The following is a 20,663-nucleotide window of genomic DNA, read 5'->3' on the forward strand; positions in this document are numbered from 1 at the left end:
CTCCATCCGGCAGCGCGTCTAACTAACGCGCTGCGGAAGGGCGGGCTTCTTGATGATTTCGATATTGTAGAGGCGTGCACCCGAATTGACGGCGGAAGATCCGGTAGAAGTGGCTGAGATCGTCATAGCCGCTTTCCCCCGCAACCTCAACGATGCTCCGGTCCGTACCTCTCAGCAGACGGCAAGCTTCGCTCATTTGAAGCTCACGTTTATATTGCAGAAAGCTCTTGCCCGTACGCTGCTTGAACTTCTGAGCAAACGCGGAAGGGCTCATCGCGCACATCCTGCTGAATTGGTTCAAGGATATCGGCTGGTTGTAGATTTCCCCCAGCAATGCCGTGACCCAAGACAGCCATTCCTTCTCCTCGATCCGTTCTCTTTCCGGTTCCTTCCTATTCTCAAGCATATACCGGCTAAGGCAGACGAAGAATTCGACGAGCTGGGAACGCACCATCAGTTCATACCCCGGCACTTTCCGCTCATCTTCGTAGCTGATCGTTTGCAGCTTTCCTTCCAGCTTCGCGCGAGTGCTGCCCTTCACGTTTAGATAAGGAATATTGTGCGGAGAGCGGCGGAGAAACGGCGCAAGGTAGAAGAAATCGACGAAAGCATCGATCTCGCTCAAGCTGCTGAGCTCCCTATCGAGCAGCGACAGCTGAAACATGACGTTGTAGACGACAGTCACCCCGTCCTCTCGTCCCCGGTATCTGTGCGCTGTCCGAGGATCGACAATGAACACATCGCCTTCTTGCAGCTCTCGCGTTTCGCCCCTAAACTCATGCCAAGCGTGGCCTTCCACGACGAAAACGAGTTCATAGAAGCTATGCGAATGCATCGGGATCACTTCGCCTTTGCGAATGGTATACTGGTCAATGAAGAACGGATACGACGGTTTCGGGAAGAAATCTCGGTCCTCGTAGATTTTCATAGTTTCCTCCTTTACCTTGCGTGCACCTCTTCCAAAGCAGGCATGCCCGCTTGTGCGCCGAACTTCGTGACCGACAGCGAAGCGGCTTTGACGCCGAAGGCAACAGCTTCCGCCAAGTCCAGCCCGCTTGCGATCGCCACGCAGAACGCCCCATTGAAGCAATCTCCCGCTCCTGTCGTATCTACAACTTCAACCTGAGGTGCTTTTACCGTGTGCAGGCTTCCGTCTTTCAGAAAAGACACGCCTTTACCGCCTCGCGTTACGAGTAAGGTCGGTCCTCCCATCCTCCATTGGCGCATCCCCGCTTCGAGCTCCTCTTCCGTGCCGTATACAGCACCGGTAAGACACTCGAATTCCGTTTCGTTCGGCGTTATATAATTAGCCAATCGAAGCAAGTCATCCGGCAGTTCCACATATGGAGCTGGATTCAAGACGGTCAGGACGCCGGAATCTCTCGCAATTTGCAGTGCCTCTCTAACCGACTCCAATGGAATTTCGAGCTGAACAAGAAGCACCTGTGCCTGCCGGATGAGCTCCGCATTCCGCTTAATCCAACCAGGCGTACAGCGGCCATTCGCGCCTTCAACGATAACGATACTATTGTCGCGATCTGCATGCAGAATCGCAGCAATTCCGGTAGGTACATCTTGGATGATTGCAACAGCGTCCGAACGAACGTTATTTGCGTCCATTTGTTCCTTCAACATGGAGCCGAACGCATCGTTTCCTACTGCTCCGATTAAGGCAGCATCCGCGCCAAGCCGAGCGCAGGCTAGCGCTTGATTAGCGCCTTTCCCTCCGGGAACGGCATGAAACTGCTCGCCCTTCACGGTCTCCCCTTGCCTCGGCATTCGCTGCATGGAGACGGCAAGGTCCATATTCAAACTTCCTGCAATTGCAATTCGCGGTCTATTGGGCATGGTTGATTCCAAATTCCTTTCTATCCGGTTAACGGGTCATGAGATTATCCAATACTTCAGCCACCAGAGACGGACTTGTTATCGCCTTTAAGTACGCGTGATTCCCATTCGGATTGTGCTTCCAGTCGTTAGCACCGGTTTGCGCGTCAACGGTTGCAGTACCGGATTCAAGCTCCCAGAACGGATGATGCCCTCTCGCGGCATAAAGTACAGCAGTCAAATCCCAGCTATGCCTTGTCTCGCCTTCGCCCACGTACCACTCGTACGCTTTACGAAGCGGATGCGTATCCGGCAAGTCCGCGGTCAAACTACGGCCCGTGTGAATCGGGGCACCGATCTCAAACCCGCTGAACACGATTGGCGTCGGCCATTTCGCGACGACATAAGCGGCAGAAGCCGGGTGCATTTCGAAGTTCCACTCTTTCCCTGCCGGAAAATGTCCCCCCATCGCAATCAACATGCTTACTTTCGCGGACACGAGCTGCATCCCATTAAGCGGAGAATAGAGATCTCCTTCTGATTCAAGCAGATTCATTACATTGATTAGCGGTCCGATCGCTACAATGACCGTCTCGCCGTCCTCGCCTTCGGCAAGCACCTTCCTCATCGTCTCCACCGCATCGGGAGCAGGCTCCGTTTGATAGCGATTCGGATAGCCCAGCGTAATTCCTTTGTTGTATTTCGCATATCCGCTATCACCATCGAGGAACCCCGGCATTGTAAGTGTACCGATTGGTATGTCGCCCCTTCCGTAGAACCTGTTTAATGCGTCGAGGCAACCGGCGCCCCATTGGCTGGATGTGCAATGCGTCATGCCGGCAATTCTCACTTCCCCCAGCTTCTCAAGAGCATGTAAAACCGCTACCGCGCCTACGTCATCACAATCCGGTCCAATATCCGTATCCAGCAAAATGCGAATGGTCATATTTGATGATCCTCCCATATCCATTGACGGTTAAGCTCGATGTTCGTGTGATAGCACCGAGTCAGCTTCATTATAGAATCGTTCCGGCTGCTTCGACTACTGCGATCCGTTGACTGACTTTTTTGCACTTCCTGTTGGCCATTTCGCGGACAAAAAAACAGCCACCGCGGAATAAGTCATTCAGCGGTGGCTGTTTATGAGCCGTATATAACACAATTTATATAACTCTAATCACTTCTTCGCCTTATAAAACTCATGGTACAGCTTCATCAGCGCACGCTTCTCAATGCGCGACACATACGAACGCGAGATGCCGAGCTCCTTCGCGATTTCCCGCTGCGTCCGTTCCTCGCCGCCTGCGATCAGGCCGAATCGGCCGACGACGACTTCCTTCTCGCGGTCATCCAATATATCTAAATTTTTATAAATCTTGCTTTTCTCGATTTTGAGCTGTACTTTCTCCGCTACATCATCGGCTTCCGTGCCGAGGATGTCGATTAAGGTGATTTCGTTGCCTTCCTTATCCGTTCCGATCGGATCGTGGAGGGAAACATCCTTGCGCGTCTTCTTCAATGAGCGCAAATGCATCAAAATTTCATTTTCAATACAACGAGCCGCAAATGTCGCCAGTTTCGTCCCTTTTCCCGTCTGGAAGCTTTCAATGGCTTTGATAAGCCCGATCGTGCCGATCGAGATGAGGTCTTCCAGATCTTCGCCGGTGTTGTCGAATTTCTTGATATTGTGTACTCAACCCGATGTAAACTCCATTCTTCCATGCTCGCTCAAGAGAACGTCTAAGTGACCAACTGCAGTAATATGCACGGTCATATCCTCACACCTGATCAGCAATTCATCGACCAATGATTGGATAATATGTCTCTTAGCGTCAAACGCCAAGCTTTCACCATTGCTCACAACAAACCTATTTATTTTATCTAAAACCAACTGGTTTTCTTTCATAGCTAATGCTTCCAGCATCATGAAGCGCATTTGCTCTTGGCATGACGCATACCGTTGCCGCAACTCCGCCATCTCAGCCTTTAACGATCTGAGTTCCGACTCCAGCTCATCTTCATCGATTAAATCCTTCTTAAACATCCTTTTGATTTTATCCGTTTGCTTCTCCTTTGTAGAAATCAGCCTCTGAATGGAATCTGCCAGGATCACGAACTCGTCAAATGCAGACTCCTTGTTTTTATCTAATCGCCCCATATACGCCGTCGGATCGGAAACCACTTCCATCACTAATCGCCATACATAGTCATCAAGCAGATCCGCTCGTATGGAAGGTGTCGGGCAAGGCTTAATCGAATGGCCAAACCTCCTTGGATTTCGGTTCGGACACCGGTAACATTTATATTTCTCCCTTGTCCCCGTGGACTTGTTGATTCGTCCTGAATACGTTGTCCCCTCCCATTTACGGCCGCAATGCCCACACCTTAACAACGATCGGAGCAAAAACTCGTACTTCCGGTTGCCCCCATCTTTAGTGTTCTTTACGCGCTGCTCTTGCACCAATTGAAATAAACGGTCATCAATGATCGCCGGCACCTCGACCACAATCCAGTCGCTTTCGTTGCGAATTGAGTAGGTCTTCTTAGGTGCTCCCGTTTGAGTTCGTTCTCCTTTGACTTTCTGAGTACACCTGCGATTGTAATAATACTTCCCGACATAAATTTCGCTTCTCAATATTCGGTGTATGGAACTGGCATTCCATACTTTGCTTTCTGCCCTCTTCGGTTCGGCTCCCATTTCAACCAATCGTGTTCCAATCTCCCTCATCGTCAGGTTGTCATGGACGTACCATTGATAAATGAGCTGCACAAACCTTGCTTCGTTCTCATTGATGACCAAACTGCTGCCGATCCGATCATACCCATATGGCGGGACACGCATCGGCATGATCTTTTTATCCTTCTCGACTGCTTTTAAGCGTCCCCGAACGGTTCTCTTCTTTATCAATGCCAACTCATATTGCGCAATAACACTGATCAGGTTAAAAAAGAGCTGCCCTTCCGGGGTGTTTTTATATTCGGTGTCCACGAACATCAATTGCACGTGCTTGGCCTCGAACTCGCGGCAGATGAACAGCTTGTCTGTGAGATCGCGAGATAATCTGTCCGGATGCGTAATGATGATCTGCGAAACAAGCCCTGCACCGATATCCTGTCGAAGCTGGTTCATAGCCGGACGGTCGATATCCTCGCCGCTAACGCCCTCTTCCTTATACACTTTAATCGTTGCAGCAGCTACGTTGAGCTCATTAGCTTTCTTGATGCAAAGCTCCACTTGGCCGTCCAAGCTGGTTCCCTCCATCGCTTGCATGCCTGTCGACACCCGAGCGTAAACAGCGGTATACATCAGCTTTACCTCCTTCCTTGCAGAGGCTCATTCGCCGGTATCATGCCTACTCAAATAAACCGCCTGAATACCTTCAGCCGGTTTTGATGATGATCTGCTTGAGAATGTAGTCAATGACGCGCCACTTGGCTTCCATCGCAGCTGTATTGACTCCCGATGGTTCAGTGCTTATCTTATTGTCTTCAGCGTTGGTCGTGGATACATAGGTGAACACATAGGCTGTCTTCTCCATCTAACCACCTCAATACTGATGTATTCGACAAGTGGCTTGACTTAGTCCGGTTGATTGACGGGGTCCTGATTAGATTTTTTTCTTCTTCCGGTACTCACCCGGCGTCATGCCGGTTGCTTGCTTGAACATGCGGTTAAAGTAAATGACATTCTTGTAACCGACACTCTCCGCAATCTCATATACTTTAAGCGTCGGGTCATCCAGCATGACGCGCGCCTTCTTAATTCGGATTTCATTCAAGAAGTCGCTGAAGGTCACGCCTGTCTCTTCTTTAAAGAGATATCCCAGGTAGTTTGGCGTAAAATGGAGCTTCGCCGCAGCCTCCTTCAGGGTCACCTTCTGCAGCAGATGTTCCTCCATATAGGTGATGATTTCGGCAATGAGCTTCCGATCCTGCTTGCGCCGTTTATTGAACAATAACTCGGAGAGCTCGAAGAACCGTCTTCTTAACCACGACACGATGTCATACATCGTCTCGAATTCAAATAACACAACAGGCTGATGCGAATCCCAGTTTAACAGGTCGTATAAATTCTCGTTCAGCAGCTGCAAATCGCTATGCAGCTTAGAGGTAATCCGTACAATAAGATCATAGGCCTCGCTCTTGCGCAGCGGACCATGGTCTTGCCAGAACAATGCAAGCAAACAATCGTCGATTTTCACGAGATCGTAGTCGAGTATGGCCTGCAGCATTTCATTGACAAGCATTTCGACCCCTGCTGCGGCCGGCTTGCCGATCGATCGCGATGAGGCATCCCGGATGACCCTGTCTTTGCCCATAATCCATTTAATGCTCAGAGCCGTCTCGGCTTGCCGGTACGACTCATGTAGTCGTTCCTCATTATAAGCATCGTCACCAAGACCGATTGTAATCGTAAACGGAAAGGCCGCTCGAAAGGCGCGGATCATTTTATCCAGAGCGGCGCCGTAATGATCCACCCCGGAAGTCAGCAGTACAAACCGATTATCGAAGCCGGTCATGAGGTCGCCAAGCCCCTCCGTTTGAACGAAGCTGCCGAGAAAGGATTCCACGTCCAGCCAGAGCGCGCGTTTCTGTTCGACCGTCATCTCCTTCGCGTACCTCTCCAGATCATCCGTTTCAATTAAGACGGCTGCAATTCCTTTGTTCAGATACGGAGCCAGAAATGAAGTCACCCGCTCCGCAGCCGGACCCGGCGATACCTCACGGAACCAGCGCAGCAGCAATTCACGCTGCACGTAAGGCCGCGCCTCCATCGCGGAGGAACGGTTGCGGCGGTCTTCCCGCACTTGCGTGCACACTGCGGACAGCGCCGCCTCCAGGTCCTGATCGTCCACGGGTTTCAGCAAATATTCATAGGCTTGGAGCTGTATGGCTTCCTTCGCGTAATTGAAATCCTCATGTCCGCTGATAAACATAATTCGCACGTCAGGCTGAAGCGCCTTCGCTCGCCTCGCGAACTCCATGCCCGACATGATCGGCATGTTGATATCTGTCAGGATAATGTCGATTCTATCCTTCTCCATCAGCTCAAGTGCGGCAAACCCGCTTTTTGCCGCTCCTGCGATTCGGAGTCCCTCATAACCGCCATTCTCCACCCTCACTTGCAGCCATTCCAAATCTATCGCTTCGTCGTCTACAAGCAGAATCGTGATGTCCATTTCCTATCTCTCCTATTTTCCCGGGTGGATACGTGAAAAATCAAAAAAACCGGAGATACCATTGAAGGTCATCCCCGGTATTGTTGTAACGAAATGACTGACATGCATGATTTTATGAATGATCCTATTTTGTCCAATTCTCAAAGCAAGTAGTAATGAAGGCGTGAAGATTCTTCAGGCCGGGAGTGGAACTTCCATGAAGCGCTTTCAACATTCGTAACTTCAGTGTAAGACAACAAGTCTAAGTTCGAACATATAGAAGTACAACGAAATCTAAACCAAATCAACGCAAGTTCCTATATTCCATTCCTTATCGCTTCCCGATAGGACGTCGGCGACACAGCAAGACGATTCTTAAATGTTCGCGTAAACGCGTATAAGGAGGAATACCCGGTCGTATACGCGATTTCCGTAATGGAGGCATCCGTCTCCGCGAGGAGCCGCTTGGCGGCATCCATCCGTACCTGCGTAATGAAATCGCTTGGCGGCATTCCCGCCTTCTTCGCGAAAGCGACCGAATAATAGGTACGGTTCATCCCCGCCGCCCTTGCCGCCTGTTCGACGGTAATGCCTTCCGAGGCGTGCTGCCGGATATAGGACATGCTTTGCTCCACCCAATCCGCCGGCTCCATTGCATATAATTTCGGAATTGTCCGGCATAGTGCCGCAAAGTAGCGGTAAAGCAAACCTTGCATATCAAGCGAGTGCACAATGGCGGTTTCCTTGTGCGTTCCACGCATCAAATTAAGCAGATCATGGAGCGCCAGCCCCGCTTCCTTCGTCCATTTGCCATGCAGGAAAGGATACTCAATCTTGATCCCGGTGAGCGCGACCATTTCTGCTGCTAATGGGCCGTCAATTACGATCCAACTCATTTTCGGCGGAGCTTCGCCTTCAATCGCATAATAAGTATAGGTACGCATGGGGAATAAGCAAAAGATATCTCCTTCCGATAACGTCACGCTTCCTGCATCCCACTCTACGCGAAGAAAGCCTTCCTTCACGATGTGCAAGCTATAGCTTTCGATCCGCTTGGGTCCAACATAGTAGTTCGGCTTCGTCTCCGTGATCCCTCCGCGTACCGGCCAGATGGAACATTGCTTGTCCAGTTCATTCAAAGCGTAATAGATAAACGCAGCCGATTCATTGCCGCCTGTTACCGTAGAATCCATTCTGCCCCGCCCTCCGACCTGACAAATTGATAAACAAAGCATACACAACGCTATTTTACAACTCCATGCTTTCCAATAAAATTTAATAACGGAGGTGTATCATTCATGAAGAAACCCAACATTTTGTTAATTACAAGCGATCAACAGCATTGGAACACGCTAGGTTATTTCAATAACGAATTAAGAACTCCTAATCTGGATCGGCTCATTCGTTCAGGCACAACGTTTACCAGGGCCTATTGCCCGAATCCGACTTGCACGCCAAGCCGGGCATCCATTATTACGGGGCAATACCCGAGCCAGCACGGCGCATGGACGCTTGGTACGAAGCTATTGGAAGACCGCCACTGCGTAGGGGAGGACTTCGGCGCTGCCGGCTATCGCACGGCCCTAGTCGGCAAAGCTCATTTTCAGCCGCTTTCCTCAACGGAACAATATCCGTCGGTGGAGGCTTACCCGATTTTGCAGGACTTAGAAAAATGGAAAAGCTTCCATGGTCCTTTCTATGGCTTCGAGCATGTCGAGCTCACGCGCAACCATACAAACGAGGCGCATGTCGGTCAGCACTATGCCTTATGGTTAGAGGAGAAGGGCTGCACAAATTGGCGGGACTACTTCCTTCCCCCTACCGGCCATATGGATCCCGCTATCACGTACAAATGGCCCATTCCCGAAGAATACCATTACAACACTTGGATTGCTGAGCGCACGAACGCGCTTATGGAGCAGTACAACGATGAAGACAAGCCGTTCTTCCTCTGGTCCAGCTTCTTCGATCCGCATCCGGAATATTTGGCGCCGGAGCCCTGGGATACGATGTACGACCCGGATACGCTCACCATTCCTTCTCTCGTACCGGGCGAGCATGACAAGAACCCGCCTCATTTCGGCCTAACCCAAGAGCACGCGCCGGATTTCTCTCCATGGGCTGAAACCGGCAAAGGCATTCACGGGTACCGCTCGCATCATTATTACGAATACGGGGAGAGAAAGAAGCTTACCGATTACGACAAGAAGAAGCTTGTTGCCGTCTATTACGGCATGATCAGCCTGATGGACAACTATATCGGCACCATTCTGGATAAACTCGACGAGCTGGGGATCGCAGACAACACGATTGTCGTGTTTACGACCGATCATGGCCATTTCTTCGGCCAGCATGGGTTGCAGGCCAAAGGCGGCTTCCATTACGAGGACTTGATTCGCCTGCCGTTTATTGTGAGTTATCCGGGACATGTTCCCGCAGGAGCAACATCGGATGCCATTCAATCGCTCGTTGACCTGGCGCCAACGTTCCTGTCGCTGAGCGGAATTCCTATTCCGCCTGCGATGACAGGAGTAGACCAAAGCCAGGTATGGAAAGGCGCCGCTTCTTCCGCCAGAGATCACGCAATTTGCGAATTCCGTCATGAGCCAACGACGATTCATCAGAAAACATACGTGGATGAGCGTTACAAACTCACCGTTTATTACAATCAAACCTACGGCGAAATTTTCGATTTGCAGGAAGACCCGAACGAGTTAAATAACTTGTGGGACAACCCCGAATATGAAGGGTTAAAATCCAAGCTGATGCTCAAGTACATTTGGGCCGAGCTTGGGAAAGAAGTTATGCCGATGCCTCGTATATCGGGCGCATAGGCGGCTCCGGCAAATCAATCAAAGGCGGCAAGGGATTCATTAATCCCCTGCCGTCTTCGATTATAAGCCTTTTCCAAGATCACATTTCGATTTAATTTGCTTTTCCTGAGATTCCATTTTGAGATTCATGATTAATTCGACTACTTCTACATTTATTCCAAAACTCTCCTTGAAATCATTGTATTCCTAGTCAACCCTATCAGTGCGATGCTATAGCCCGAGCATGTCCAATAACACGTGAATATAGTAATATAGCCAAATTAAGTTGTGGCTAAAGAATAGTACGAGAAGGAGCGATTCTATTGGATAATCTGGCTATGCAACGTGCAATCCTCAACAACTATTACCTAAAAAGCGGTTACCGGTCTAGAGAACAGCCCGAGTATTGTTTAGACTTGGTGGAGAATGATATTTGGCAACCACAGGTATATGTTCTTGCCCGTTATTTAGGTGCGATATTAAATGGCAACTATGTGATCGATATCGGCTGCGGTATGGCATTTAAATTATCAAAAATGTATCCTGATTTTCAGATTATTGGAATTGATTATGGGACCAATATTCAGTTATGCAGAGAAATGTACCCGAATGGAACATGGATTGAACATGACCTCGATAGTCCTCAGAGGCTCCCCATTGAAGAATCGATCCTGAAAAATTCCATTATTATTTGTGCAGATGTCATTGAGCATTTGGTAAATCCGGCTTTTTTGTTAGGTAATCTTAAAGAGATGATGGAGCTTTCTGCTGCTTGTCTGCTGTCAACGCCAGAAAGAGATATCGAAAGAGGTTTTAACCATCTTGGACCTCCTCCAAATCGGTCACATGTAAGGGAATGGAATCTTCATGAGCTCACACAATTATTTCGTTCGTTGCATTTTAATGTTACTTATAGAGACTTAACGGTATCCGACAATGTCAGTAATAATAAGAATACCTCGTTGCTTGTACTTGGAAACAACGATCTCTCCGATTATAGATCGAAACTGCTTGATTCACCGGAAGTTTCGGCTCAAATAGAACGGATCATTTAACCTATTAAAAAGAGGAACCATTCAGTTTGGCTCCTCGTAATTTGAAAGATGCAACGCTCAACGCCCCCCTCCCCCCAATTGGCGGCAGTACCGGAATTTGTTCAGGTGCAATGATCAGCAGTTTCATTCCGTGCTTCCTTCCTCTAAAGTTGGATTACAAACTATTCAACTTTTCGAGTGTGTTTCTAGGTAATTACCGCAGACCTATTAAAAATAGGTATATAGACTCTGGTATTATCAATGATCATTTCCGATTCCTTGATAATAATACCCGATTCCGCGCATTCATTTGCAGAGCCGGAGCTTCACGGCAATCACCTAAACGCAAAAGGCCCCGCCAAGTGGAATTTTGGCGAGGCCTAGTTTAGCTCTGTCGCGCTTGGAGACCTGCGACGAGCGCCGTCATTTGCTGCAGCGTCGGCTGCGCGCCAATATCCCTTGTAGCAGGGAAAAAACAATCCTAGAACCTTCTCTAGTTTTAATTGTCTGTCATCCCTTTGGCAGGGCATTTTCATTTTCGCCCGGGAGAATCCCGGAGCCTTTAAAAACACGCTGTATTCGTTTGACCAGCATCGTTTTGCGCGGCGTCCCTTTTCGTTGCGCGCCGGTGATCAGAATGTAAGGATCTCCGATAAGCACTAACTCTTTCCGGGCTCTCGTCAGCGCCGTATATATTGAATTTTTATACCACATGGATTGCCGATGCGGAATCTCAAGGCCGATGTCGGTTAGCGGAATGATGACTCCTTCGTACTGGCTACCTTGTGTCTTAGCCGTTGTAATGGCATAGGCAAGCTCCATTTCGCTCATTAACTCCGGAAATGTGTAGTGCACCTCTTTATCCGGCTCAAATAAGATACAGCTGCTTCGGGATGGATGAAAGGATCGGATCAGTCCTACCTCGCCATTGTCCGCTCTTGATGTATTGGTCATTTGAATGACGGGATCGCCTTCTCCCATTCCATCTGCCATGCGCACCGGGTTGATTCGCTGCTTCATATATTCGTTCAAACGGTCTGTACCGAGACTATATTGTTCCCTGTACATGGTAATGACCGGGTACTGTTTAACTTTATCCAGGTACAGCCTGACGATGGTTTCTTTGGTTTCCTCTACAGATTCAGTAGGAATCGTCTGAATGCCCGCTACTTCCAAATGCGAAGCATCGACTTCTCCCAGAAGGACGGCTCGCGCGAGCGAAAGGATCGCGCTGTCGTTCCTATAATTCCGTTGTAATGTGACTGTAGGGAATCCAAGGGAAATCATATCCAGGAACGGACGTCCCGGACCGATCGGCTCCAGCTGGTTCGGATCGCCGACGAAGACCAGCCTCGTCCCGCGCTCCACGGACCAGAGCAAGTCGCGCCATAAATATTCGTTGACCATGCTGGCTTCATCAATAATTAACACATCCGCATTCAGCGGATTTCTCTTATGGTGATACCATATGCGGCTGGTTTTCTCTCTTCCCTTCCCCAGCAGCGAATGAATGGTTTGAGCCGGATGGCCGGTCACCGCTTCCAGCTGTCTCGCGGCTTTTCCCGTAGGAGCAGCCAGCTTGATGTGAATGCCCGGCAGCAGGGTCTGCAATACAATTAACAGATACGCGATCCAGCTGCTTTTTCCCGTGCCTGCTTCTCCGCGAACGAGAAGAACCGGATGTTCGAAAAATCGTTCGATCCCCTCATGTTGATCCTCATCCAGCTCCGGAAGCCGGCCAGCGCCGCTCAAGATCCGAATCGTGCCGCTTAAGTCCCCCGGCTTCGATACAGGACACGATATCAGGTCGGCTAATCGCTGCGCAATTTGAATTTCCGCAAAATACAAATGCCGGTCGAAAAACAGATTGCCTCTGCAAATGAGCTCATGATCCTGCTCCTGCGCAAATCGTTCGATTTCGAGGCGTATGTTATCCTTCGGCAGCGACTTCCCCAATAAGGCATAGACCCTATTCACGAATTCGTCGCCGCTAATGTAGCTGCTTCCCCCGTTTAGATACTGCATATATACATATTGGACGGCCGCCCCGATTCGACTGGGACTGTTCGCCGCGATCCCGGCTTCCAGGGCAAGCATATCGGCAACCCGGAAGGGAACGGATGGGACACGGTTCAATAGATAAGGCTGCCCTTCAATGCGATCAATGGCCGAAAAACCCAGCGTATCGCAGATTTCGTGAAGCATTTTGCGAGAGAGCTCGAACCGTAGCAGGTAATTTGAAAGATTCGGAACGGTGTACTGCTCAATCAGGCTATTCTTTAGTAGAACGAATGCCTGTTTGTCGCCGGCCGTCCATAGGTCCAACAGCTCCGGGCATTCGATGAGCGTCCGGATATTGTCGTCAAGATGAGGAGACATACGTTGAAAAGCAATGGGATGTCCGGATGCGAAATGGCTCGGGAGCAGCTCGGAGATCGGCGCAAGGAGTCGGTAACGATTGATGATAAATACAGACTCCGTCGTGTACAGTCCCTCAATAATAAGATTCCGGAAAACGGTCGGGAGCGCTCTTGCCCGGATACGGAACGGCAAGCCCTGATCGGGCTGAAACCAGCCGGTCTTCTCCAGCCCTTTGGACTTGATCTTCGTCAGATGCCCTGAGTAGTTAAGGTTATCCTTCATTGCTCCGATCACTCCATATTTTTCGCAAGCTTCTCTTCTTCTTAAAGGACGCGGATCCAATCGAATCCGCATGCTGCTCCTCTTGCTCCTGAGCGCTGCCGGCAGAAATATCGAGCCATGAACTCGGGCGCGGCAGGTAACAAATTTCCTTTGATTCCGGAGCGTAACCCGGAGGAACCGGCGATGTGAACGCATAATACCATTGCTGTAATTTGTCCTCGTAATATCGAATGGGAATGGCCCTCATCGGTTCATTTCGATAAATCCAGCTTCTGTCTTCCTTGATCTCATCCACTTGAACGCTTGCCACTTTTCCATATCCTTGCGAGCGCTTCGCTCCCAATGCAGGAATCAACGCGGTCAGCTCCCGTACCGAGGACGGTACTCCCCGGCAATAGAACGTGACCTCCGCCGGACAAGCCAGCGTATAGATGATTCGGTGATACGCCTTGAAATAGCCTCCGCTTATATCAAGATCCTCCGGCAGGTCGCCGGCATAACGTTTCGTATAGAATTGAAGATTTCTTCCCTCTGAACGGGTGAACCCTACGCTAGCCAAATATAGCGAAGAGCCCTGATGACGTTCAATCGGCAGCTCCAGCGAAGAAAACATGTCCTCACCTTGTTCCGGCGAGCGGTTCTCCTGCAAGGCTAACGCCTTCATTAGCAGTGCATCAAAGCCAATCGGATGGTCGGGAATAATCATTTCCGAGCTTAACGTAAATGTGACCTGAAGGTTCCTGTAGCTGTTCATGGAAGCAGACTCCTCTCCCCGAATGTCAGCTTCAGCGAGTGAGAGTTCAGATTCACGCGTCCCATACCGAATGAACACTTCCATCCGACACCGGAATAGTGCGAGAAATGAAGCAGCCGATTAAGGACGCCCCTCAAGCTGCCAACTCCGTGCGCATTACGAAATACTACCTTTCCGGAGAAGGCGTTCAAGGAAACGTCCTTGCGAATCGGATAGGTTACGGAATGAATGTGATGGGAGGTAATGTGCAGGCCGGATTCCAGGCGCTTTCTATACTCCGTGGTCGATTCGATCGCTTCCGGTGCAGCTTCATTCCATTTGCTTAAGAGGCTGTTCACGATTTTGTCCGGGAACGGCAGCGTCACGGTTGTACGTCCGCTGTTGAACGCCGTATATTGAAAGTTCAGTTCTATGCTTTCGGCAATAGGAAGGCTGTAAAAGAGATCATAGCTGACGATTCCCGCCTTCGGGTGATCATCATGGTGCAAGAAGATGTCTTCCACCAAATAATAATCCTGACCTAACCGGACTTCCTTTCCCTTCTCGACTTGACGGAAGAATATCAGCATCACCTTTACGTCAAAAAATATGAAATGGAGCGTAAGTGTGCCATCACGATCTTTCTGGATTTCCTTAATCGCGAAAGGGGCTGTCTGCGCTTCATGATAGTAACGGCCGACCGGCGTATTGCGGATTTCGTTGTACACCCAACCATGAATGTAGTTCGGATAAACGTTGCGGTCTGGGCAATCCCGCCTGTTTCGCAACAGCAAGATCGTATTCGCGATCAAGACAACACATCCTTAGCTGCCGTATAAGCAGCTGTATAATCTTAAGGATATGTAATCCGTTTCCAGTTCTTGAACGCCAATGTGTTCGCAAATTACCGCATATAAAAAGCGTTGCCGTATACGCACACCGCAAGTCCTTTACCGCAAGTCCAAACCGGAAATCAATCCCAGCCGCTGCGCTTCTGCAATGGCTTCCCCTCTGGAGCTCACATTCAACTTCTCGAATATGCGGGTCAAATGGTACTCGATCGTACGCTGGCTCATGAAAAAAATCTCGGCCAGCTCTTTATTGCTTTTTCCGCTGGCAATTTCGTTTAGGATGCTCTGTTCCTTAGGGCTGATCGATATGCGATCAAGCGATTTCTCCCCTTTGGCGTGCTGCACCTGGATGTCGGTTCTTCTGAGTTGCTTAAGAAGCCTTATCGGGAGCAACGCCTCCCCGTTCACGGCGCATCTCAAAGATTGGATCATTTGCTCACGCGACGACAGTTTGCTGATAAATCCGGAAACCCCGTTTTCTATTAATAGATTAAAATGAGGTTCAATATCGTAACCGGTATAGATGAGTATTTTCACATCGAGATTTTGTTCGCTGATGCTGCGGGCTACCTCAAGTCCGTTCATGCCGGGCATGATCAGATCGAGCAGCAGGACGTCAAACGTGGCCTGCTTAAACATCTCCAGTACTTCCGCTCCCGAAGATACGGCAGTGATGGACATATCGCTTTCCCTTTCAAGCATATGAATGGTCCCTTCTCGGACCGACGGATGGTCATCTGCAAGCAATATGCTGATCATGGGGCACTCCTTTCAGTGATCTTCCGACTACAGGTCAATCGACCGGAGAAACCATTCGCGGCAGCCAGATCCTGACAATGGTCTCTTTATTCCCGCTAAATTGGATTCTGCCTTCCAGGCTGGTCACGCGTTCCTTTATGCCGGTAAGCCCGATGCGGCTTAAATCGCCACGCTTCTTGGCATTGCCTATTCCTACTCCATCGTCACTATATAACAACGAGATTTCCTGCGGCATGATAGAGATGTGAACCTTCACCTTCGATGCTTTGGAATGCTTCCCGGCGTTTCCGAGAAGCTCTTGCATGATTCGGTACATCGCAATCGTATACTCGTAGTCCAATTCCGTATCGAATTCATCGTAATCGAACTCAATCGTAAAATTTTCGCGCATCTGTATCGTATGAAACAACTCTTTTAACGATTCGACGAGCCCGATCTCCTTCAGCAAAGACGGCCTAAGCTCATTGCAGGTTGAACGCGTTTCATGAATGACGTCGAGCAACCCTTCTCTAATGGCGATCATTTCCTGCCGCACCGCGTCCGACATTTCGAAATCAGTCGTTACTTCCCCGATTCTTCTGTACCAATACAGTTGATTTTGCAAGACCGAATCATGCAGATCCAATGCGAACCGGCTTCTTTCGTTTTCCTGCAAATTAAAGATGAAGCGCATCAGCCACGGCGGCGTATTCCTTTCGGACTGCTGCTTCACGGTATCCTTGAATTCGTCGGAAAGACCTTGAACGAGGGATAAATTTTCATAAACGATGCTGACGTAGCGGGATAAGGTTTTAAGCCACACTCTTTCGTCGATGTTGAGCGAGGTGCCGTTTTGTTTTTCTCCGATCCATACGATGCACCGCTTCCCCATTCTCTCCCCGGCCAATAAGATCGCGCCATTATTCAATACTTCAATCACGCCGAGCGGCAGCGGTTTTATGAACAGCGCATTCGTCACCAATTCGATCGGGTACCTCTCATAACCGACGATCAACTCGATGGTGGAATCGCGCCGGTCCACCTCCAATAAGGAAACGGCTTGAATGCCAAGCCCCTCTTTGATTTCCAGTATGAATTGTTCTTCTAATTCGCTTACTTTCATAACTTTCGAAATCCGGGAAGCAAATCGGTCCATTCTCAATTGAAAATCTTTTTTCATCATAAAGTGCCTGGATCGGAATCGGAAATCCAGCATTTCCTTAAGATACAGCATTAAGATCACAATGAGAGGAAAGTAGACCAGCGATTCGATTTCCAGATCCGGCGAGTGGCTCAGAACCGAATCCAGCAGCCAGTGAATGAACGACAATATGAAAGCTAGTCCGGCATTATAGCGAAATCGCCCGAGATAAAAGTCAATATCAAGCAATCGTTTGGCCGTAATCAAATAAATAAACGTTGCAGGGAGCAATACAAGGAATATCGCGGTTTGTCCCGCCGATACCCATCCGGAGCCGTCCATTAGCTTCGGAATCGCGTAAAGTCCGATAAACGGTCCAAACGAGAAAAATATGCCGAGGAGCATAATTTTGATCTCGGTCTTATAGATCAGCAACCGGTTCCGCACTCCGGCCATAACCAGCAGCAGTACGCACACCGCGCACTCGGTGACGAACCAGCTCAGCAGGGAAAGCGTTACGATCTCATAGGCAGAGCTTACTTGCAGGAGTGTAAAAACAGCTTCCATGCCGATCAGCAATCCGTTAAGCGCAATGAATAATCGTAGAATAAAAGGGGGAACGATGCTTGATCCGCCAATGGATTGGATGTAGCTACTTAAAAAGTGCAGGAAACAATAGGGAATGAACAAGAAAGCCGCTCCGCTGAATAACTCGGGCAATACATGCCCCTGGGAAGATGCTCCCCCGCAAACATAACTCAATCCGACTAAAACGAGAAAGAAAAAAAGACCGTAAAAGTAGGGAAGATCAGGCTTCTTAAACACGATGAATCCCGAGATGGCCATAATAATAAGGAAAGTAAACCCCGGATACAACACGAATAATCTAAACTGATCCTCCGTCAATCCGCTTGGGATCTCGTACGATTCGACCGTGCCGTTTCGTTCAACCGCGATGCTGCGCGCCTGCTCGAGAATGCCGTAGGTTTTGACCGTTGACGCAAGCCCCGGTTCATTCTCATCGACCTCAATGACGGAATCGCCCACTCCAATATTTTGCTTATGCGCCCAACCATCCGCATCGATACTGGTAATTCGCCACTCGCCGCCGGCCGTCTCATGAAGCTTGATCCCGATATAGGGCTTTTGAATGGTCAGTATAAATACGAACGCAACAAAAATAACAATCGGCAGCATCAAATATTTAATATGAAAACGGACCACCAAGGGTATCCCTCATTTCAATGCTAGTTCTCCCCGTTGTTCCAATTGGACTGCAGAAACGCCGCTATCGTTTCTTTGTTCTTTTCGATATAGCGGATATAAGGCTCCGATGATCGATCAGCCTGCAAGGTATACCGGAACTCGACTTTACCATGGCCCTGCGCTACTTTGCCTCCGACTCTGCCATAACGGTTCAGTTCCTCCAGCAGATGATAGAACAAAGCCGTTTCCACTCCGCTTGCCCCCATTAAAGTGAAGCCGTGCACAAAGGTCGTGTTGGGCACGATATATTCCGTTTTGTAGATCATTTGGTTCCGGTCCGATTGCGGATAATCCGAACGGTCCTGCCGGGTATAGAACATCCAATCGGTTATTTCGGCGGCGCGAATGCCCGGTTTCGGCTGCCCGTACAGCTCAGCCACTTCGTCTACGATCGGGACCAGGAAGTCGGTAATCAATTTGCCGTGAAGCAGCTGCCGTTTATAGGAACAGCCCATTAAGGAGGCAAGCGGGATATGCTCCCGAAGCTCCTCGACGAATGGCCTGTTCGGTTCCTGCTTTGCTTTCTGCCTTCCTTTCGCCGCGCCTGTCTCGAGAGATCCACCGGAATATAACAGATAATGCAATTTTCGACCGATGCGTTCCGGATCAAGCTCCAGCATTTCCAGAAAGGATTGCGCGCCTAATCGACGCATGATGCCGCGAATGCTGTTGCCGCTGATTACGGGGATATGTACGGCCTTCCCTTCATACCAGACTTTCATTTTACGAAAAAATTGCTCATTCCCTTTAGCAGCTATCCCCTCGTCCGGAATGTCGGCTCCGTGAACAATCGGCTGCAGCGATTTGACCGTGCCGCGAATCGTTTCGATTACGGACATGTCGATCCCTCCTGCTCCTTCCAATGCGGATGGTCAAACTTGGATAGCTCCAATACTAGCCTTAATACGGGTGAGGGACGATAGGACGAGAGACAAGACTCGTAGTGCTGAGAACTACCTTGAGCATACGTGCCCCTCTCGATTTGAACGGAGGAAACGCCGGACCGAATCAAAGCGTTTGCCGATTCATACACGTTTCGATGTAAAGCGGGTATAAGCAGAACCGAATGTTCGCCGAATTGCACATAAAACTGCGATTGGTCGTAATTAAGCTTTGCGCGAAGCGTAATATGTTTTCGATAATCCGATGGAATGCTAGTTGCAAAAGGAGGGCGAGGGGGCGTGTAAAATAACGATCGGACGAGCGTTTCTCTATCTTTCGGATCTGCTACCGTCAAGAATCGGACCGCATTCGTGCCGGCAACGACAGCTTTCCGCCGAAAGGCATCCGTTCTGAGAACCGTCGTGCACGGAAGACAGAATAAGGCGCTTGTTCGGGCTTGATGGAGATGCCAATCGGTATAGCGAGACAGCTCAAGCTGCTTCATCGGCACCATCGATTCAAATCGGTTGCCGCAATAAGCGCATACTTCGCATTCCCGGGGAGATGTCAAGCGCAGCCTTCGCTCCAAGTCCGCGTTCCGAAAGTTGCTGAATATGAGGCGGGACAAGCTGGTCTGAGCGTCAACATCCATATGATCATCCCTCCCGTATAGAATACTCCGGGAAAAAATGGTTCATGACTTAATTCGGCGTCCTCAATTCAATCTCGAGAACGTTCCGTCAGTGGAATAAATCAACCGGCGACCTCATATATACCGGTGCCGGCCGACAGCGTCCTTACATTTCCATGAGTTTAGCTAACTCGATCTGTCCGGATAGCCACTGCTCTCCTTCGATTATGCCGGTTATTAACGTTTCCATGCCCTGACCGAGATCTAGCGCAACCTTTCCCAACTCTCTGGCGATATGCGGAGCAAGAATGACCGCATTCGTTCCGGCGGCAAGCAAGCACAAATCAAATTCGCATGCCTTTAATTCCTGCTTTACCCGAGGGATATCCTCATACCGCTCGATGTTGATCGTGCCCGTTATTCGGAAATTCAGTCTGGCCTGCAGCCTGTTTTCCAACGCTCTCTTTACTTCGTCCGCATAACTGCACACGATGCAGATCTTTCTGTTCGTCAGCATGTCATGAAATTTCCGTTGTTGAGAAATCATGATGACTCGCCTGGTGTAAGCCTCGAAAACATAGTTCGGCGCTATGCCATAAACATCAAATACATGTCGGGTAAATTCCCCTGACCTTGATACCCGAATATTGATACCGACAATATCCGCATTTCTCACCGCTTCTAACGCAGCATCGCGAGCCTCTAGGTTTGGAAACGTGATCCCGCGATGTGTATGCCCTCTTGTTACGTTAGCATGATTCGCAACATGTGCTTCCGGATGGCTCATAAATTGCTCTTCCGAATAAACCTCATATTGAGCAAGGACATGCGTTTCGGTAACCCCTACGGATATGACGGAGAGCGGTAAATGGCGGTCAAGCGAATAGAGAAGTCGATCCATGACTTGCGCGGTATTCAGTTCTTGATAGGCCAAAGATGCGCCCC

The 20,663-nt window shown here is 49.5% G+C and carries 19 protein-coding genes; 2 read left to right on the forward strand and 17 right to left on the reverse strand.

Annotated elements, in window-relative coordinates:
* Window positions 1-22 precede the first annotated feature (22 nt).
* From BM412_RS16140 to BM412_RS16170, 8 genes are all read right to left on the reverse strand, one after another.
* On the reverse strand, window positions 23-928 hold the full coding sequence (locus BM412_RS16140; RefSeq protein ID WP_091219888.1) for an AraC family transcriptional regulator: 906 nt from the start codon (window positions 926-928) through the stop codon (window positions 23-25).
* Window positions 929-939: 11 nt separating this feature from the next.
* The gene (gene rbsK / locus BM412_RS16145) at window positions 940-1,848 is read right to left on the reverse strand and encodes a ribokinase (RefSeq protein ID WP_091219891.1); all 909 of its coding nucleotides are present in this window, start codon (window positions 1,846-1,848) and stop codon (window positions 940-942) included.
* Window positions 1,849-1,876: 28 nt separating this feature from the next.
* Window positions 1,877-2,773 (reverse strand): nucleoside hydrolase, encoded by an 897-nt coding sequence (locus tag BM412_RS16150; RefSeq protein WP_177245855.1) that lies wholly within the window; start codon window positions 2,771-2,773, stop codon window positions 1,877-1,879.
* 231 nt (window positions 2,774-3,004) lie between these two features.
* Entirely contained in the window at window positions 3,005-3,511 is a 507-nt protein-coding gene (gene sigK / locus BM412_RS16155; protein WP_091219897.1) for an RNA polymerase sporulation sigma factor SigK, read from the reverse strand.
* A gap of 9 nt (window positions 3,512-3,520) precedes the next feature.
* Complete coding sequence (locus BM412_RS16160) at window positions 3,521-5,134, reverse strand: recombinase family protein (RefSeq protein WP_091219899.1); 1,614 nt, start codon at window positions 5,132-5,134, stop codon at window positions 3,521-3,523.
* Window positions 5,135-5,207: 73 nt separating this feature from the next.
* Window positions 5,208-5,366 carry a hypothetical protein gene (locus BM412_RS32155; protein WP_177245856.1) on the reverse strand — a complete coding sequence of 53 codons (159 nt, stop codon included), beginning with the start codon at window positions 5,364-5,366 and terminating at the stop codon, window positions 5,208-5,210.
* Window positions 5,367-5,435: 69 nt separating this feature from the next.
* Window positions 5,436-7,007, reverse strand: coding sequence for a response regulator (locus BM412_RS16165; RefSeq protein WP_091219900.1), 1,572 nt, complete (start codon window positions 7,005-7,007; stop codon window positions 5,436-5,438).
* A gap of 296 nt (window positions 7,008-7,303) precedes the next feature.
* A complete protein-coding gene (locus BM412_RS16170) occupies window positions 7,304-8,179 on the reverse strand; it encodes a helix-turn-helix transcriptional regulator (protein ID WP_177245857.1) in 876 nt (291 codons plus the stop codon).
* 105 nt (window positions 8,180-8,284) lie between these two features.
* Between BM412_RS16170 and BM412_RS16175 the strand changes: the two genes are divergently transcribed.
* Together BM412_RS16175 and BM412_RS16180 are read left to right on the forward strand one after the other, a co-directional pair.
* Complete coding sequence (locus BM412_RS16175; RefSeq protein ID WP_091219906.1) at window positions 8,285-9,820, forward strand: sulfatase family protein; 1,536 nt, start codon at window positions 8,285-8,287, stop codon at window positions 9,818-9,820.
* Window positions 9,821-10,122: 302 nt separating this feature from the next.
* Window positions 10,123-10,854 carry a class I SAM-dependent methyltransferase gene (locus BM412_RS16180; RefSeq protein ID WP_091219909.1) on the forward strand — a complete coding sequence of 244 codons (732 nt, stop codon included), beginning with the start codon at window positions 10,123-10,125 and terminating at the stop codon, window positions 10,852-10,854.
* 4 nt (window positions 10,855-10,858) lie between these two features.
* Here the strand turns inward: BM412_RS16180 and BM412_RS32530 are convergent, their stop codons facing one another.
* The 9 genes from BM412_RS32530 to BM412_RS16215 form a co-directional block, all read right to left on the reverse strand.
* Window positions 10,859-10,981: a hypothetical protein gene (locus BM412_RS32530; RefSeq protein WP_256256331.1), complete on the reverse strand. Its 123-nt coding sequence runs from the start codon at window positions 10,979-10,981 to the stop codon at window positions 10,859-10,861.
* Window positions 10,982-11,343: 362 nt separating this feature from the next.
* Window positions 11,344-13,476: an AAA family ATPase gene (locus tag BM412_RS16185; protein ID WP_177245858.1), complete on the reverse strand. Its 2,133-nt coding sequence runs from the start codon at window positions 13,474-13,476 to the stop codon at window positions 11,344-11,346.
* The gene (locus BM412_RS32160) at window positions 13,466-14,230 is read right to left on the reverse strand and encodes a hypothetical protein (RefSeq protein WP_177245859.1); all 765 of its coding nucleotides are present in this window, start codon (window positions 14,228-14,230) and stop codon (window positions 13,466-13,468) included. Before BM412_RS32160 ends, BM412_RS16185 begins: the two co-directional genes overlap by 11 nt.
* Entirely contained in the window at window positions 14,227-15,021 is a 795-nt protein-coding gene (gene cas6, locus BM412_RS16190) for a CRISPR system precrRNA processing endoribonuclease RAMP protein Cas6 (protein WP_091219913.1), read from the reverse strand. Before cas6 ends, BM412_RS32160 begins: the two co-directional genes overlap by 4 nt.
* Before the next feature lie 138 nt (window positions 15,022-15,159).
* Window positions 15,160-15,819, reverse strand: coding sequence for a response regulator transcription factor (locus BM412_RS16195; RefSeq protein ID WP_091219916.1), 660 nt, complete (start codon window positions 15,817-15,819; stop codon window positions 15,160-15,162).
* A 34-nt stretch (window positions 15,820-15,853) separates the two neighbouring features.
* Entirely contained in the window at window positions 15,854-18,163 is a 2,310-nt protein-coding gene (locus BM412_RS16200; RefSeq protein WP_143111637.1) for a sensor histidine kinase, read from the reverse strand.
* A 23-nt stretch (window positions 18,164-18,186) separates the two neighbouring features.
* Window positions 18,187-19,044, reverse strand: coding sequence for a hypothetical protein (locus BM412_RS16205; RefSeq protein ID WP_091219923.1), 858 nt, complete (start codon window positions 19,042-19,044; stop codon window positions 18,187-18,189).
* Complete coding sequence (locus BM412_RS16210) at window positions 19,035-19,739, reverse strand: hypothetical protein (protein ID WP_091219926.1); 705 nt, start codon at window positions 19,737-19,739, stop codon at window positions 19,035-19,037. The genes BM412_RS16205 and BM412_RS16210 overlap by 10 nt, the downstream gene beginning before the upstream one ends.
* 145 nt (window positions 19,740-19,884) lie before the next feature.
* Complete coding sequence (locus BM412_RS16215) at window positions 19,885-20,652, reverse strand: GT-D fold domain-containing glycosyltransferase (RefSeq protein WP_143111638.1); 768 nt, start codon at window positions 20,650-20,652, stop codon at window positions 19,885-19,887.
* Between the last annotated feature and the right edge of the window lie 11 nt (window positions 20,653-20,663).

Origin of the sequence: Paenibacillus sp. BC26, from assembly GCF_900116125.1 — a bacterium.
GTDB classification, from domain to species: Bacteria; Bacillota; Bacilli; order Paenibacillales; family Paenibacillaceae; genus Paenibacillus_Z; species Paenibacillus_Z lignilyticus.